Origin of the sequence: Nonomuraea sp. NPDC003709, assembly GCF_040610775.1 — a bacterium.
In the GTDB taxonomy this organism is placed as follows: domain Bacteria; phylum Actinomycetota; class Actinomycetes; order Streptosporangiales; family Streptosporangiaceae; genus Nonomuraea; species Nonomuraea angiospora_A.
The window spans coordinates 464,267-479,930 of record NZ_JBEXMW010000010.1 but is presented as its reverse complement, the minus strand read 5'-3'; the positions used below and the strand labels follow the sequence as shown (position 1 = coordinate 479,930).

The window sequence follows — 15,664 nt, the reverse complement described above, 5'->3', positions numbered from 1 at the left end:
CGCCGCGTTTGATCTCGATCGAGACCTCGCGCAGGGCGGGCGCCTCGGCGCCGGGGTAGGTGAAGGTGATGTCCGTGGCCGTGATGCGGTCGAAGTTCTCGGGCACCGACGCCTCGCGCGCGGCGGGGACGCGGCGTTCGGCGTCGGCGCAGAACTCCAGGAAGTCGGTGAAGTACAGGCCCTCTTCGTACAGGCGGTTGGTGGCGTACATCAGGTTGGCCAGCGAGGACTGGGCGGACCTGATCGCCAGGACCGCGGTGCCCGCCACCGCCAGCGGGATCGCGGCCAGGGCCAGGAGCACTCCGAGGGCCACGTAGACGAGGGCGGAGCCGAGGCCGCCGAGGGCCTCGCCGACCAGGCGGGCGAAGGTCTGGCGCCGGGCGAGCTTGAGCAGGACGTCCTGCTCGGCCCTGGCCACCGCGTCGTACATGCGCAGCAGGAAGCCGCGCATGGTGAACGAGCGCACCTCGGCCGCCGGCTCGCGGTTGGCCAGCAGCTCCGCGATGATCCACTTGCGGCGGTTGGCGGGGATGAGAGCGTAGAGGGTGGTGTAGCGCATCTTGGCGCTACGGACCGCCGCCCAGGCGTCGGGCAGCACCGCCAGCAGGAGGAGCGGGAGCAGCACCGGATGGAGCACGCCCAGGACGCCGGCCACGGCCGCGATGCCGACCGCGGCCGTGACCACGTTGATGGCCGAGGTCACCACCGAGTCGGCCATGGCCACGCCGCGTAACCTGGCCCGCTGCAACGCGTCGTGGAACTCGGGGTCGTCGTAGGCCACCAGCTCCACCCGGCTGGTCAGCCCATACAGGCGCTCCTCGGTGAGCCGGCTCACCTGGGGGTCGAGGCGGGACTGCGCCCAGCCCGCGCCGGCCTGGACGCCGGTGCGGAGCGTCGCGGCCACCCCGACCAGCACGAGGCTGGGCAGCGCGGCCAGCACGCGGTCGGGGGTCGGGCCCTCGCTGAAGAGGGCGCTGAGGACGCCGGTGGTCGCCAGCAGGCCGAAGGCCGTGAAGACGCCGCCGAGGAGGTTGAGCGTGATCGTGGCGAGGGTGTCGCGCCGGCCGGCCTGCCAGGCCATGCGCATCGCCTGTGTCACGAGTGACGGCAGCCGCCTGGCGATGGTCAGGAAACCGACCTCCGCCAGCTTGTCCTGATGGGCGTGCCAGTCGGAGAAGGAGATCTCACCGAGCTCGAGCGGCTCATCGACCATGACTTGAGTGTGCCCACGGGCACTGACAGATCTCCACCGATTATGTCTGGGCGCGCGGCGTAGTTGGTGACACACTCACAGTGATGCTGCGATTCGCCGACTTCAGCGACCTGCCGGCCGAGCCGAACGCGTTCGTGGGCCGGGAGTCCGATCTAGATGAGCTCGCCCATCTGATGCGCGTCTCCCGGGCCGTGACCCTCTGCGGCGCGGGCGGCATCGGGAAGACCCGGCTGGCGATGCGGCTCGCGACCAGGGTGGGCCCCGACCACCCGGGCGGCGTGTGGCTGATCGAGCTGGCCGACCTGGAGAAGGGCGAGCTGAGAGAGTACGTCGCCGCCGCGCTCGGCATCGCGGGCGACCTGGCCGAGTCGATCGCGGGCCGGCGCGCGCTCCTGGTGCTCGACAACTGCGAGCCGGTGATCGGGGAGTGCGCGGAGCTGTGCCGTGACCTGCTCTGCGCCTGCCCGGGGCTCACCGTGCTGGCCACCAGCAGGGAGCCGCTGCGCGTGCCCGGCGAGACCGTGTGGCGGGTGCCGCCCCTGTCGGTGGGTGGGGAGGACAGCGAGGCCGTGCGGCTGTTCGTGGCCAGGGCCACCGCCGCCCGGCCCGACTTCGAGCTGACCGACGAGAGCCGGCTGCTGGTCACGGAGCTGTGCCAGGCGCTCGACGGCCTGCCGCTGGCGATCGAGCTGGCCGCCGCCATGGTGCGGGTCCTGTCCGTCCGCCAGCTCGTCGAGCGGCTGGACGACCGGTTCAGGCTGCTGGCGGGCGGCGCGCGTACGGCTCCGGCCCGGCACCGCACGCTCAGGGCCGCGGTGGACTGGAGCTACCGGCTGCTCTCCCCGCAGGAGCGGCTGCTGCTGCGCCGCACGGCGGCCTTCCGCTCCTCGTGGACGCTCGACCTGGCCGAGGCGGTCTGCTCGGGGCCGGGGCTGCCCGAGGAGGACGTGCTGCTCCGGTTGTGCGATCTGGTGGACAAGTCGCTGGTCGCGCTCGACGGCGAGATCGCCGGTCAGGCGCGCTACCGGCTGCTGGAGACCGTACGGGATTACGCGCTGGAGCAGCTCGCCGAGTCCGGCGAGGAGACGGAGCTGCGGCGCAGGCACCTGACGGCGCTGGCCGCGATGGCGAGCGGGTTCAAGGAGGCGATCGCGCCGGGCGCGCGCACGTCGTGGCCGGTGATCGAGCGGTACGTGAACCTGTTCGACGCGCTCAAGGTCGAGGTCGGCTCGGCCTGCGAGTGGTCGATCGCCATCGGCCTGCCGGAGACCGCGTTGAGCCTGCTGACCGACCTGCGTTACCTGCTGGTCGGCAGCGGCAGGAAGCTCGACATGGCCGAGCGGCTCGACCGGCTGCTGGCCCTCGACGTCCCGCAGCTGCGGCCGGCGCTGCGCGGCCAGGCCACGATCCTGCGCGGCGAGCTGGCGCTGGCGGCGGGCGATCTCGAGCTGGCCACGTGGTGCACCCGCGCCGGGCTCGATCTGTGCAGGTCCGTCGACGACGCGTACGGCGAGGCCGTCGGCACGATCGTGCTGGCCCAGCTCACCGGCCAGCCCGAGACCCTGACCCGCGCGCTGGAGCTGGCCAGGCGCTCCGGCGACCTCATCCTGGAGTCGCTGGCCCAGGGCACCCGGGCGCAGTTCGGCCTGCACCACGGCCGCCTGCGGGAGGCGCAGCGCGGGTTCGAGGAGGTGCTGGCGATCAACGAGGGGCTCGACAACCACGTGGGCCGGTCCTTCGCCCACATCGGGCTCGCCCAGGTCGCCAGGCGCTCGGGCGACCTCCCGACGGCCAAGCGGCACTACGAGTCGGGGCTGAGCCTGCTGCGGCACGTGGACGCCAGGCAGCAGATCGTGAGCTGCCTGGCCGGGCTCGGCAAGGTGGCGCTCGACCAGGGTGACCTGGTGGAGGCCAGGGCCAGGTTCACCGAGGCGCTGGTGCTCAGCCGCGACGCGGGGCTGCGCGCGGCCATCGCCAGGCGGCTGGAGGAGTGGGCGGTCCTGGTCTCCGCCGAGGGCGACCACCGGCGCGCGGTCCTGCTGGCCGCCGCCTCGGTGGCGCTGCGCAGCCGCCAGCCGGACGCGCGTACGGAGGACGTCCTGCGACCGGCGCGGACCGGGCTGGGCGAGGCCGTGGTCGGCATGTTGTGGGCCGAGGGCGCGGGGATGACCGCCGAACAGGCCGTGGCGTGCGCTCTGGACGGCGCGCTGCCCGAACGCCCCACGGAGCCGGTCGTACCGGTCAGCCAGGACAGCAGGCTCACGGTCAGGGAGCGCGAGATCGCCGAGCTGATCGCCAGAGGGCTCAGCAACCGGGCCATCGCCGACGAACTGGTCATCAGTCCGGCGACCGCCGCCCGCCACGTGGCCAACATTCTGTCCAAGCTGGGCTTCTCCACACGTACACAGATCGCCGCATGGGTGATCGAGAGCCGCTGATCCGCGTACCTCTCTACACATCACGGAGCCTGCCGGTTTACATCGTCGAATGGCCATGTCAGCGCATGTGCGGCACCCATCTGCACACCTACCGTTGCTACGTGTGATCGGCCGCACCGACGTTCCACCCTTTGCGGTGCGGCCGATCCATCGGGGACGTCACGCGTCCGCGCGGAGCTGGGCCTCCTCGGAGGGGTGGAGGTCCGGTTCCGGGCGCGTGGCAGCGGGCTCGAGTCGCGCAGGGCTCGGGCCCGCCCGCGGGAATGCACATCTGCCTACATAGATCGGTGGATGCTCTGCATGCCCGGCGGCCGTACGTTGGCGGTCATGAAGCCTGCCGCCTCGACCACCGGGACCGTGATCCACGAGGTGTTCCGCCAGGCGTACGAGCGCGGGGAGCGGCCGGCGCTCGTCGATCTGCGCGGCGGCCACGTCTACGGCTACCGCAGGCTGGTGACCGAGGTGACCAGGGCGGCCTCGGGGCTCGTACGCAGGGGCGCGCGGCGCGACCAGGTGGTGGGCGTGCACGTCTCGACGGCCGGCGCGCAGACGCTGGCCGTGCACACCGTGCTCGCGGCGGGCGGCGTGGCGGCGCCGATCGATCCCGCGCTCGGCGCCCGGGAGATGGCCGCGTGGCTGCGCGAGTGCGACGCGCGCACCTTGATCACCACCCCCGACCTGGCGGAGACGGCGGTGCGGGCGGCCGACGAGTCCCGGGTGCGCCAGGTCGTCTCGCTGGGCACGGCGCTCGACACGATCGACTTCCGCTGCCTGCTCACGCTGGAGCCCACCCCGCTGCCCGCGCTCGACGCCAAGCGCCAGGACGCGCTGCTGACGGCGGACGGCCGCCGGATGTCCCACGCCGACCTGCTGTCCAGGATGGCGGAGCTCGACCTGCCCGTGGGCCTGGCCGAGTCCGACGTCGTGCTGACCACGTGGCCGCCCGACGGCTGGTGCGACCTGGTCGTCCTGGTCTGCCTGGGCGTGTCCAAGGGCGCGCTGGTGGTGGCCGCGGGCGGCGGCGATCCGCCCGGCACGAGCTACGACTTCAGCGTCACGGTGGTGACGAACCCCGACGGCGGGCTCGAGCGCGTCCGCTGAGTATGCGGAGCTGTTATCCGCCCATCCCTTGACGCCGCGCGGCGGGAAGTGGGTAGATGGCCGTTGGTTGACAACGTTGTCAAATCACCAACTTCGGGGGCTTCGAAGGGATGGTGTGCGATGCGACGGTGGTTAGCGACCGTCTCGATCTCGATCGTGAGCGCGTTGAGCCTGGTGGCCTGCGGTGGCGGCGGAGGCGGGCAGGCGTCCCAGTCTCCGGCCGCTGGTGGCGGCGGCGGAGAGAAGAAACAGGTTGAGGTCTTCTCCTGGTGGACGGGCCCCGGCGAGGCCGACGGCCTCCAGGCGATGAAGAAGATCTTCGAGCAGCAGAATCCGAACTACACATTCTTCGACGCCGCCGTGGCGGGCGGCTCCGGTGACAAGGCCAAGGCGCTGCTCCAGTCGAAGCTCCAGGCCAACACCCCGCCCGACACCTTCCAGGGGCACGCGGGCGCCGAATTGCAGGGCTACATCAAGGCCGGCAACCTTGAGGACCTGACCTTCCTGTACGACGAGCTGAAGCTGAAGGACGTCTTCCCCACGCAGCTCGTCGATCAGATCAGCGTCGACGGCAAGATCTACTCGGTGCCGGTGAACATCCACCGCTCCAACGTGCTGTGGTTCAACCCCGCGGTGCTCAAGGACGCCGGCGTGGCCGCCGCGCCCAAGACGATCGACGAGTTCATCGCGGACCTGGAGAAGGTCAAGGCCAAGGGCAAGATCCCGCTGTCGATCGGCTCCGAGTGGACCGTCACCCACCTGATGGAGAACGTCCTGCTCGGCTCGATGGGCACCGACGCCTACAACGCGCTGTTCAAGCCGGGCGCCGACTGGAACAGCCCGCAGGTGACCAAGGCGCTGGAGAGCTTCGCCAAGATCATGTCGTACGCGGGCGACCCGCAGGACGACTGGCAGCCGGCCGCCAAGCAGGTCGCCGACGGCGAGGCCGCGTTCAACATCATGGGCGACTGGGCGTACGGCTACTTCCACAACCCGCCGGAGGGCGGCCTGGGCAAGAAGTCGAAGACGGACTTCGACTGGGCGCCGGCTCCCGGGACCGAGGGCACGTACATGTGGCTGTCCGACAGCTTCACCCTCCCCAAGGGCGCGAAGAACCGTGACGGGGCCATCGCCTGGCTGAAGGTCGCGGCCAGCAAGGAGGGCCAGGACGCCTTCAACCCCAAGAAGGGCTCCATCCCCGCCCGCAAGGACGCCGACCAGGCCCTCTACACCGACTACCTGGCCGACGCGCTGAAGGACTGGTCGAGCAACAAGCTCGCCGGGTCGATCCAGCACGGCGTCTCGGTCAACCAGCCGTGGCTGGCGGCGATCACCGAGTCGGTCGGCCTGTTCATCGGCAGCAAGGATGTCAAGGCCCTGCAGCAGGGGCTCGCCGACGCGGCCAAGTCCAACGCTCAGTAGCGAGGTCCGGCGGGCGCCGACCGGCGCCCGCCGGGTCCGTGGGAGGGAATGCTTGTGAGGCGGGCACGCACGTGGCTGCCCGGACTCCTCCTCGTCACGCCGTCGATCATCCTGATCGGCGTCTTCGTGTACGGCATGCTCGGCTGGAACTTCCGGCTGGCCATGACGGACAAGCACGATGAGGTGTCCGAGGGGAAGTTCGTGGGGCTGCGGAACTTCATCGACATCTGGGACCAGCCGCGATGGCACCTCTCGGTGAACCACGCGATCGTCTTCACGGTCGCGTTCGTGCTGGGCGCGCTCCTGCTCGGGTGGCTGCTGGCGTTCCTCATGGAGAAGGGGATCAGGGGCGAGGGGACGTTCCGGGCGATCTACCTGTTCCCGATGGCCATCTCGTTCGTCGCGACCGGCATCGTGTGGCGGTGGCTGATGAACTCGGGGACGGGGGAGCGGGCGGTCGGCCTGAACCGGCTGTTCGACTGGATCGGGCTGCCGCAGTGGCAGTGGTTCAGGGATCCGGACTGGGGGATGGCCGCGATGGCGATCCCCGCCATCTGGCAGATGTCCGGATATGTCATGGCACTTTTTTTGGCGGGCTTCCGCGGCGTGCCCGAGGAGCTGCGGGAGGCCGCGCGGGTGGACGGCTGCACCGAGTGGGGTGTCTACCGGCACGTGGTGCTGCCCCTGCTCCGGCCGGTCACGCTGTCCGCGCTGATCATCCTGGGGCACATCTCGCTCAAGGTGTTCGACCTGATCGTGGCGGTGTCGGGCAAGCAGATCATCACCGACGTGCCCGCGGTGTTCATGTGGGTGGCGGTGTTCGACTCGCACGACCCGGCCAAGGGCGCCACGATCGCGTCGTACATCGTGCTGAGCGTGGCGATCTTCGTGATTCCGTACCTGATCTGGTCCGTGCGTAAGGAGAGGCGCTCATGACGGCGGTGGCCACGCGCCGGGCGGCCTTCCCCTGGCTGCGTTTCGGGCTGCTGATCCTCTTCGTGGTGATCTTCCTGATCCCCATCTACGTGCTGCTGGTCACCAGCTTCAAGCCGCTCACGGAGGCCGACCCCGGCCAGGCGTGGAACCTGCCGCGGACGTGGACGACCGAGGCGTGGCAGGTGGCCTGGGAGAAGCTGGCCCCCGGCCTGTGGAACAGCGTGCTGCTGGCCGTGCCGGGCTCGCTGCTGTCGTGCGCGCTCGGGTCCATGAACGGGTACGTGCTGTCCAAGTGGCGCTTCCCCGGCGCGGACGTGCTGTTCACGTTGTTCCTGTTCGGCATGTTCATCCCGTACCAGGGGGTCATGATCCCGCTGGTGCAGCTGCTCGTGGGGCTGAACGAGCTGACCGGGCTGCAGGGCGTCTTCTACGGCGGCATCCCCGGGCTGGTGCTGGCCCACGTCGTGTACGGCATCCCGATCTGCACGCTGATCTTCCGCAACTACTACGTCACGATCCCCGACGAGCTGATCGAGGCCTCCCGGGTGGACGGGGCGGGCATGCTGAGGGCGTACTGGTCGGTGGTGCTGCCGGTGTCGGCGCCCGCGATCGCGGTGGTCGTCATCTGGCAGTTCACCTCGCTCTGGAACGACTTCCTGTTCGCCGTCTTCCTGACCGGGCCGACGAGCTGGCCCACGACCGTGATGCTGAACAACATCGCCGGTGCGCAGGCCACTCCGTACAGCCAGCAGATGGCGGCGGCCATCCTGTCGTCGATCCCGACGATGCTGATCTACGTCCTGCTGGGCAGGTTCTTCATGCGCGGGCTGATGGCGGGGGCGCTCAAGGGGTAGCCACGTGGGACAGGGGTTCGCCGCGTACGTAGCGGGCCACGTCGGCGGCCACGATCGAGGCCGCCTTCATGGCCGTCTGCTTGCTGGCCCCGGCCAGGTGCGGAGTCATGATCAGGTTCGGGGTCGTGAGCAGGCGCGAGCCGGCCGGGATGGGCTCCTCCGGGAAGACGTCCATGGCGGCCCCGAACAGGTGGCCCGAGTCCAGCGCGTCGCACACGGCGTCGTAGTCGACCAGCGCGCCCCTGGCGCAGTTGACCAGGACCGAGCCGCGCGGCATGGCGGCGATCTCGGCCGCGCCGATCATGCCGTTGGTCTCGGGGGTGGCGCGGGCGTGCAGGGAGACGAAGTGGGAGCGCCGGAGCAGCTCGTCCAGCTCCACCCGGCCGGGCACGTCCACGTACGGGTCATGGACCAGGACCTCCGCGCCGAAGCCTTCGAGCATGCGGGCCACGCGGCGGCCGATGGCGCCGTAGCCGACCAGGCCGACCGTGTTGCCGTCCAGCTCGGGGCCGACGTTGTCGTACATGTAGTAGTCGCCCCGCCACACGCCCCCCGCCAGGTCGCCGTGCGTCTGGGGGATCCTGCGGGTGGCGGCCAGCAGCATGGCCAGGGTGTGCTCGGCGGTGGCCACCGCGTTGCGGCCCGGCGCGAACGTCACCGCCACGCCGGCCGCCGTGGCCGCCTCCAGGTTGGCGTTGACGGGCCCGCCCCGGCTCACGCAGAACAGCCGCAGGTGGGGAGAGGCGTCCAGGACACGCTTGGTCAACGGGGCCATCTGGGTCACGCAGACCTCGACGCCGCGTAGCGCCTCGATCAGCTCGTCCTCCACGTCCGAGGCCTCGTCCACTTCACCCACCCGGCCGAACGGCTCGACCGGCCACGGCAGCGTCAGCTCGCTGATGTCCAACTCGCCGGGGACCTCGCGCCGGAGCGCGTCGATGAGCAGGCGGTTCTGGACGAAGTGGTCGCCCGCGGCAAGCACACGGATGGTCAACGAACGGCTCCAATCGGGGAGTTGTACTGCAGCATCGCGGTCCGCCGCCCGGTGCGCAGGCGCAGCTCGGTCAGGGCACAGTTGTCCAGACGCGGGAACAGCCGCCGGTACTCGCCGAGCGGCACCCCGATCAGGCGGCACAGGGCGAGCCTGATGGCGGTCGTGTGCGCGACCACCAGCACGCGCCTGTCGGGGTGGGCGGCGGCGATGTCGTCGAGGGCGGCCACGAACCGGTCGGCGGCCAGGCTCGGGTCCTCGCCGCCGGGCAGCGGGTGCGCGGCGGGGTCGGACTCGAACGCGGCGCGGGCCTCGGGGAAGCGGGCCGCCATCTCGGTCGAGGTCAGGCCCTCGCCCTCGCCGAAGTCCAGCTCGCGCAGCCTCGGGTCGGTCCGGAGCTCCACCTTCGCCTGGTCGGCGGCGGACGCGGCGGTGATCCGGGCCCGGCTGAGGGTGGAGGCCCACACGGCCGCCAGGCCCGCCTGACCTGCCCACTCGGCCAGCTGGGCGGCCTGGGCGTGGCCGCGCGGGGTCAGCTCGATGTCGCTGATCCCCGCGTAGCGGTTCTCGGCGTGCCAGACGGTCTCGCCGTGGCGGACCAGGACGAGGTCGGTCATCGGGCGGTCCTCTCGCGTGCGTGCCGGGCGGCGGCCGGGTCGAGCCAGCCGCGCCCTTCCAGCTCGGTGACGAAGCGCAGGTAGGGCTCCGTGAAGTCGGCTCCCGACGGGTCGACGACCGCGCGGGTCCTGATCATCCGGCCGGGGTCGCCGCCCGCCAGGACGGCCATGCCCAGGGCGGGCTCGGCGTTCTCCCGCAGCGTCACCGGACGTCCCAGGACGTCCGCCCTGAGCCGGGTCCAGTACGCGCTGCGGGTGGCGCCGCCGGTCAGGATGATCTCGCCGTCCACGGGCGCGCCGAGAAGGTCGAGGTAGTCGAAGCAGAGGCGCTCGACGAAGGCCGCGCCGAGCAGGATCGCCGTGTAGCGCTCGACGTCGTCGGCCGGGCTGCCGAGCGTGAACCCCTCGGCGCCGGGCGCGTCGAACGGGAAGCGCTCGCCCCGCGAGACCAGCGGGTACGTGACGCTCGCGGGCGGGCCCGGGCGGGCGGCGGCCTGGGCGCTCAGCGCGTCGAGGTCGCGGCCGGGCAGGTCGCGGGAGAGCACACCGGCGCCGGTGCTCGACGCGCCGCCCGGCAGCCACGAGCCGTCCGGCGCGCGGTGCGAGTAGACGACGCCGAGCGGGTCGTGGATCAGCTCCTTCGTCACGCCCTTGAGCACCAGCGTCGTGCCGAGCACCGAGTTCCAGCTCCCGACCCGGGTGGCGCCCGCGCCGAGCTGGGCCGCGCACCCGTCGGTGGTCCCGGCGATCACGGGCGTGCCCGCGGGGATGCCGGTCTCCTCGGCGGCGGCCGCGCAGACCACGCCCAGGCGGGTGCCGGGTCGTACGACCTCGGGGAGCATTTCCGCCGGCACGTCCAGGGCGTCCAGCACCTCGGACGGCCAGCGTTCCTCGATGAGGTCCACGCCGGTCTTGAGCGCGTTGCTGAGGTCGGTGGCCACCTCGTGGCCGACGAGGCGCCGGTTGACGAAGTCGTTCTGGTGCGCCAGCCGCGCCCCGGCGGGCGCGTCCTGGAGCAGCCACAGGAGCTTGGGCAGCGCCCAGTTGGGCTGCATGCGCCGGTAGCCGAGCCGCTCCCAGACGCGGGCGCCCGCCTCGTTGGCGCGCCCGGCGTCGGCGCGCCGGTCGTCGTACATGAGGGCGGGCGTCAGCGCCCGGCCGTCAGGGCCGGTGAGCAGGATCGTTCCGGATGTGGCGGCCACGGCGACGCCCGCGACCTGCTCGGGAGGCACGTCGCGCAGCGCCTCGCGGGTGGCGGCGGCCAGCTCGCGCCACCACTGCTCGGGGTCCTGCTCGTGGCGGGGCCCATCCCGGTGGCTGGTCAGCGGCCGGCCGGCCGTGCCGACCACCTGCCCGTCCCCGGAGACGGCCATCGCCCGCACGCTCTGGGTCCCGAGGTCGATGCCGATCCAGACACTCATGTACGGCCCCTCATCTCGGCCAGCAGCGGCCAGGAGACCGCGTTCGCCTGGCGCAGGGTCAAGAAGTCGTCGAACAGCCGGTCGTACAACGCCTGGCGGGCGGGGTTGGGTTCGAGCGCGTCGCGCAGCCGTACATGCTCCGAGGCGGCCGCCGCGATGGACGGGGCGGCGGCGGTGGCGGCCAGCCCAACCAGGTACGCGCCCCGCGCGCCCACCTCGGTGTCGGCCGGGCGGCGCACGGGCAGGCCGGTGACATCGGCGATCAGCTGGAGCCAGGCGGTGCTGTTCGAACCGCCCCCGCACACGCGCAGCTCCGTGGGCGCGGCGCCGGTGGCGGCAAGGCAGTCGCGGATGACCATCGTCAGCCCCTCGAGCACCGCCCGCGCCACGTCCGGGCGGCCGTGCTCGAACGACATGCCCAGCAGCGACCCTCTGGCCAGCGGGTCCGAGAACGGCGCCCGCTCACCGGCGGGCGACATATACGGCAGGAAGGTCAGCCCGCGCGCGCCCGGCTCGCTCAGCAGGGCCAGGTCGCCCAGCTCGGCCGGGCCGCTCAGCCCCATCATGCGGCATGTCCACTGCACCACCTCGGTGCCCGCGAACGTGGGGAAGGCCCGCAGGTAGCCGCCGGTCAGCGCGATCGTGATCCCGATCGGCTCGCCTTCCAGGTCGGCCGAGTCGACGATGACCTCGGTGCAGAGCGTGGTGCCGAGGATGCCGCACGCCTGCCCGGCCCGCACCGCGCCCGCGCCCAGCGCCGTGGCGGCGATGTCGTACGGGGCCATCACGACGGGTGTCCCGGCGGGCAGCCCCAGCGCGGAGGCCGCGTCCCCGGACAGCTCGGCGACGTGGCCGGAGCGGATCGGGGGCAGCAGCCGCTCGGCCCACTCCGTGCCGAAGAGGGCCAGCAGCGCGGGGGAGTACGCCCGCGCCCGCAGGTCCATGAACGGCGCGGAGGCGTCGGACTCGTCGGCCGCCAGCTCCCCGGTCATCCGCGCGAAGATCCAGCCGCCGCAGGTGAGCATGGCGCTCGACCGCTCCAGCCGCCCGGGGTCGTTCGCGCGCAGCCAGGTCAGGATCGCGTGCGGCAGCCCGGAGGCGGCCGACGAGCCGTTGAGCCGGAACGCCTCGGCCGCGGTCCCGGAGCGGGTCCAGCCGTCCACGGCCGAGGCCGCCCTGGCGTCGTTCCAGAGGATCGCGGGGCCGGTCGGCTCGCCGTCCGGGCCGACCAGCCAGCAGCCGTCGCCCTGGGCGGTCACGGCCACGAAGTCGACCCCGTCCACCTGGGCGGCGACCTCGCGCACGGTGGCGGCGACCGCGTCCCAGACGGCGTTCATGTCCTGCTCGGCGTGGCCGGGCAGGGGCCTGGAGACCACGGTCTCCCGCCGGGCGACGAACGCCTCCGCGCCTTCGGCGTCGTACCCGACTGCCTTGATGACCGTGGTGCCCGCGTCAACGCAGATGATCGCCATCAGGCCCTGCCGTGGGAGGTCCTCGACCGGCGCGACACGGAGTCGACGATCACGGCGAGCAGCAGCACCGCCCCGGTGACCACGAACCTGATCGACGAGTCGAGGTTGAGCAGGGTCAGGCCGCTGGAGATGGACTGGATGACGATGATCCCGAGCAGTGCGCCGAACGCGGTGCCACGCCCGCCGAACAGGCTCGTCCCGCCGATCACGGCCGCCGCGATGGCGTTGAGGTTGACGTCGCCGCCGCCGCTGGACTGGTTGGCCGCCGCGAGCCTCGCCGCGGCCAGGATGCCGCCGACCGCGGCGAACGTCGAGCAGAGCACGAACACCGAGGTGTAGACGGCCCTGACGTTGATGCCGGCCCGGCGGGCGGCCTCCACGTTGCCGCCGACGGCGTAGACGGCCCGGCCCCACTTCGTCCGCGACAGCAGGTAGTGCATGATCAGCACGAGCGCCACGAAGAAGACGAACATCCAGCCCACGCCGCGCGTCTGGCCCAGGTACCAGACCACGAAGGCCAGCACGACCAGCAGCGCCGCGCTTCTGACGGCCAGCGTGGACACGCTCCTGGCTGACAGCCCGGCCTTGCGCCGCTCCTGCGCGTGCAGGTATCCGGTGACGAACAGCCAGACGGCCGCGACGACCGCGAACGTGTACGACAGCCAGGCCGGCACGAAGTCGAGCTGCGCGAAGTTCACCAGGCCCGAGTCGAAGGGCAGGTTGATCGACCCCTTGGTGCCCAGCACGTACAGCTGGAGCCCGAGGAAGGCGAGCAGGCCGGCCAGCGTGATCACGAAGCTCGGTACCCCGAACCGGTTGAACAGCTGGCCGTACAGCCAGCCGACGACCGCGCCCATGATCACCGCCGCGGCGATGGCCAGCCAGACCGGCAGCCCCTGGCCCACGAACAGCACCGCGAGCACCGCTCCCGACAGCCCGCTGACCGAGCCGACGGACAGGTCGATCTGGCCCACCAGCAGCACGCAGACGATGCCGAGCGAGATGATGCCGACGGCGGCGGACTCCAGGGTGAGGTTCACCAGGTTCGCGCTGGACAGGAAGATCGGGTTCAGGACCTGCAGGACCGTCCAGATGACCACGAGCCCGACCACGACGGGGATGACGCCCAGGTCGCCGCCGCGGGCCCGCTCGATCACGTCGGCGAGCGCGCCGCGCAGGCCGTCGCGGTTCTGCAGCCGCTCGTCCTGGCGGTCGGTGGTGGTTGCGCTCATGCTTGGCTCCCCCTCTGAGCCCGCCGGGACACCACGTTGTCGGTGGCGCCGGTGATGGCGGCGATGATGTCCTCGGTGGAGACCTGGTCCACGTCGAACACGCCGTTGTTGCGACCGAGCCGCAGCACGGCGACGGTGTCGGCGACGGCCTTCACGTCGGCCATGTTGTGGCTGATCATGATGACGCCCAGGCCGTTCTCGCGCAGCCGCTCGACCAGGTTGAGCACCTCGGCCGTCTGCGCCACGCCCAGCGCGGCGGTGGGCTCGTCGAGGATGATGACCTTCGGGTCGCCGAGCAGCGACCGGGCGATGGCCACCGTCTGCCGCTGGCCGCCCGACAGCGCCGCGACCGGCACCCGTACGCTCGGGATCTTGGCGGACAGCTGGCGGAGCAGCTCCCACGAGCGGGTCTCCATGGCCACGTCGTTGAGGCGCAGCGGGCGGATCTCCTGGCCGAGGAACAGGTTCTGGATCACGTTGAGGTTCTCGCAGAGCGCCAGGTCCTGGAAGACCGTGGCGATGCCGAGCTTGTGCGCGGCGGCCGGGGTGGGGATGTGGACCTCGTTCCCCTCGAACGTGATCGTGCCGCCGTCCGGCGGGTGCACGCCCGAGAGGATCTTGACCAGGGTCGACTTTCCCGCGCCGTTGTCTCCCACGACCGCGACGACCTGGCCGGCGGCGACGTCGAGCTCGATGTCGGTCAGCGCCGCCACCGCGCCGAAGGTCTTGCTGATCCCGCGCAGAGAGAGGACGCTCATCACTTGATTCCGAGCTCGCCGCAGCCCTTGGCGTACTCACCGGCGCAGGCCTCGGCCGCCTTCATGATGCCGCTGTCGAACAGCACTTCCTTGATGTTCTCCTTGGTCACCACCGTGGGCACGAACAGCTCCGACGGGGTGTTGTAGAGCGTGGCCTTGCCCGCGGGCTTCTTGCCCTGCATGAACTCCCACGCCACGTTCGCGGAGGCCTCGGCCACGATCTTGATCGGCTTGGAGATCGTGTTGTACTGGTCGCCCGCGATGATGCGCTGGGCGGCGGCCAGCTCGGCGTCGTTGCCGGTGATCGGCGGCACCTTCACGCCCGCGGCCTTGAACGCGGCGATCGAGCCGCCGCCGGTGCCGTCGTTGGCCGCGACCACGCCGACGATCTGGTCCTTGAACTGGGTGATCTGGCCGCTGACCCAGGTCTGGGCCTTCTCCGGCTGCCAGTCGGGGGTGTCGTACTCGGCCAGCACCTTGAACCCGCTCGGGTCGACCGCGCTGTGGATGCCCTTCTTGATCAGACCGGCCGCCGCGTCCGTGGGCGAGCCGTTGACCTGGAGGATCCCGCCCTTGGCGGTCTCCTTCTTCAGGTGGTCGACCAGGGACTGGGCGATCATGGCGCCGATCTTCTCGTTGTCGAACGAGATGTAGTAGTCGGCGGGCGTGGCCGGGATCGGCCGGTCGTAGGCGATGACCGGCACCTGCTGCGCCTGAGCCGACTTGACGATGGTGGCCGCGGCGGCGGAGTCGACCGGGTCGATCACGATGGCCTTGACGCCCTGGGCGAGCGCGGAGTTGGCCTGTTGCTGCTGCTTGGCGGCGTCGGAGTCGGCGTTCTGGTAGATGACCTGGCAGGTCGGGCAGAGCTGCTTCATCTTGGCCTCGAACAGCGGCTTGTCCGCCAGCTCGTACCGGGTGGAGGCGAGGTCGGGCATGAGGAAGGCGACCTTGGCGTTCTGGACGGCGCCGCTGCCGCCGCCGCTGGTGTCCCCGCCGGTCGAGCCGGAGCCGGAGCCGCACGCGGCCAGCACCGAGCCTGCGAGCACTGCTGCTGCGGCGAACGCGGAGGTCCGCATCTTAGCTCTGTTCACGGGTTTCGTTCCTCACTTGCTACCGGGATCCATGACGCACTTCCCCCCGAAACAGGACAATGCCCCTCACAACCAGGCACATCCTGTGGTGCGGCTCACGGTAGCGCGGGTGCTG

The 15,664-nt window shown here is 71.4% G+C and carries 13 protein-coding genes; 5 read left to right on the top strand and 8 right to left on the bottom strand.

Going from position 1 to position 15,664, the window contains the following annotated elements; genetic code table 11:
- On the bottom strand, positions 1–1,213 hold a 1,213-nt coding region (locus tag ABZX61_RS30695; protein WP_355199619.1), incomplete at its 3' end, for an ABC transporter ATP-binding protein.
- Between the two features lie 83 nt (positions 1,214–1,296).
- On the opposite strand from ABZX61_RS30695, the gene ABZX61_RS30690 reads away from it, so the two are divergent.
- The 5 genes from ABZX61_RS30690 (at position 1,297) to ABZX61_RS30670 (ending at position 7,964) form a co-directional block, all read left to right on the top strand.
- Entirely contained in the window at positions 1,297–3,651 is a 2,355-nt protein-coding gene (locus ABZX61_RS30690) for a LuxR C-terminal-related transcriptional regulator (RefSeq protein ID WP_355199618.1), read from the top strand.
- A gap of 327 nt (positions 3,652–3,978) precedes the next feature.
- Positions 3,979–4,752, top strand: a complete 774-nt coding sequence (locus ABZX61_RS30685) for an AMP-binding protein (protein WP_355199617.1) — start codon at positions 3,979–3,981, stop codon at positions 4,750–4,752.
- A gap of 120 nt (positions 4,753–4,872) precedes the next feature.
- The gene (locus ABZX61_RS30680; protein ID WP_355199616.1) at positions 4,873–6,174 is read left to right on the top strand and encodes an extracellular solute-binding protein; all 1,302 of its coding nucleotides are present in this window, start codon (positions 4,873–4,875) and stop codon (positions 6,172–6,174) included.
- Between the two features lie 54 nt (positions 6,175–6,228).
- The gene (locus ABZX61_RS30675) at positions 6,229–7,110 is read left to right on the top strand and encodes a sugar ABC transporter permease (RefSeq protein ID WP_350741636.1); all 882 of its coding nucleotides are present in this window, start codon (positions 6,229–6,231) and stop codon (positions 7,108–7,110) included.
- Positions 7,107–7,964, top strand: coding sequence for a carbohydrate ABC transporter permease (locus tag ABZX61_RS30670; protein WP_350741634.1), 858 nt, complete (start codon positions 7,107–7,109; stop codon positions 7,962–7,964). The genes ABZX61_RS30675 and ABZX61_RS30670 overlap by 4 nt, the downstream gene beginning before the upstream one ends.
- Here ABZX61_RS30670 and ABZX61_RS30665 read toward each other — a convergent pair.
- Genes ABZX61_RS30665 through ABZX61_RS30635 form a run of 7 tightly spaced genes read right to left on the bottom strand, consistent with a single transcriptional unit; the run spans position 7,954 to position 15,549 of the window.
- The gene (locus ABZX61_RS30665; protein WP_355199615.1) at positions 7,954–8,958 is read right to left on the bottom strand and encodes a 2-hydroxyacid dehydrogenase; all 1,005 of its coding nucleotides are present in this window, start codon (positions 8,956–8,958) and stop codon (positions 7,954–7,956) included. The genes ABZX61_RS30670 and ABZX61_RS30665 overlap by 11 nt on opposite strands.
- Positions 8,955–9,572 carry a histidine phosphatase family protein gene (locus ABZX61_RS30660; protein WP_355199614.1) on the bottom strand — a complete coding sequence of 206 codons (618 nt, stop codon included), beginning with the start codon at positions 9,570–9,572 and terminating at the stop codon, positions 8,955–8,957. Before ABZX61_RS30660 ends, ABZX61_RS30665 begins: the two co-directional genes overlap by 4 nt.
- On the bottom strand, positions 9,569–10,993 hold the full coding sequence (locus ABZX61_RS30655) for an FGGY family carbohydrate kinase (protein WP_355199613.1): 1,425 nt from the start codon (positions 10,991–10,993) through the stop codon (positions 9,569–9,571). Before ABZX61_RS30655 ends, ABZX61_RS30660 begins: the two co-directional genes overlap by 4 nt.
- Positions 10,990–12,465: an FGGY-family carbohydrate kinase gene (locus ABZX61_RS30650; RefSeq protein WP_350741626.1), complete on the bottom strand. Its 1,476-nt coding sequence runs from the start codon at positions 12,463–12,465 to the stop codon at positions 10,990–10,992. Before ABZX61_RS30650 ends, ABZX61_RS30655 begins: the two co-directional genes overlap by 4 nt.
- Positions 12,465–13,697, bottom strand: coding sequence for a sugar ABC transporter permease (locus tag ABZX61_RS30645; protein WP_350741624.1), 1,233 nt, complete (start codon positions 13,695–13,697; stop codon positions 12,465–12,467). Before ABZX61_RS30645 ends, ABZX61_RS30650 begins: the two co-directional genes overlap by 1 nt.
- Positions 13,694–14,455: an ATP-binding cassette domain-containing protein gene (locus ABZX61_RS30640; protein ID WP_350741622.1), complete on the bottom strand. Its 762-nt coding sequence runs from the start codon at positions 14,453–14,455 to the stop codon at positions 13,694–13,696. The genes ABZX61_RS30645 and ABZX61_RS30640 overlap by 4 nt, the downstream gene beginning before the upstream one ends.
- On the bottom strand, positions 14,455–15,549 hold the full coding sequence (locus tag ABZX61_RS30635; RefSeq protein ID WP_355199612.1) for a sugar ABC transporter substrate-binding protein: 1,095 nt from the start codon (positions 15,547–15,549) through the stop codon (positions 14,455–14,457). The genes ABZX61_RS30640 and ABZX61_RS30635 overlap by 1 nt, the downstream gene beginning before the upstream one ends.
- Between the last annotated feature and the right edge of the window lie 115 nt (positions 15,550–15,664).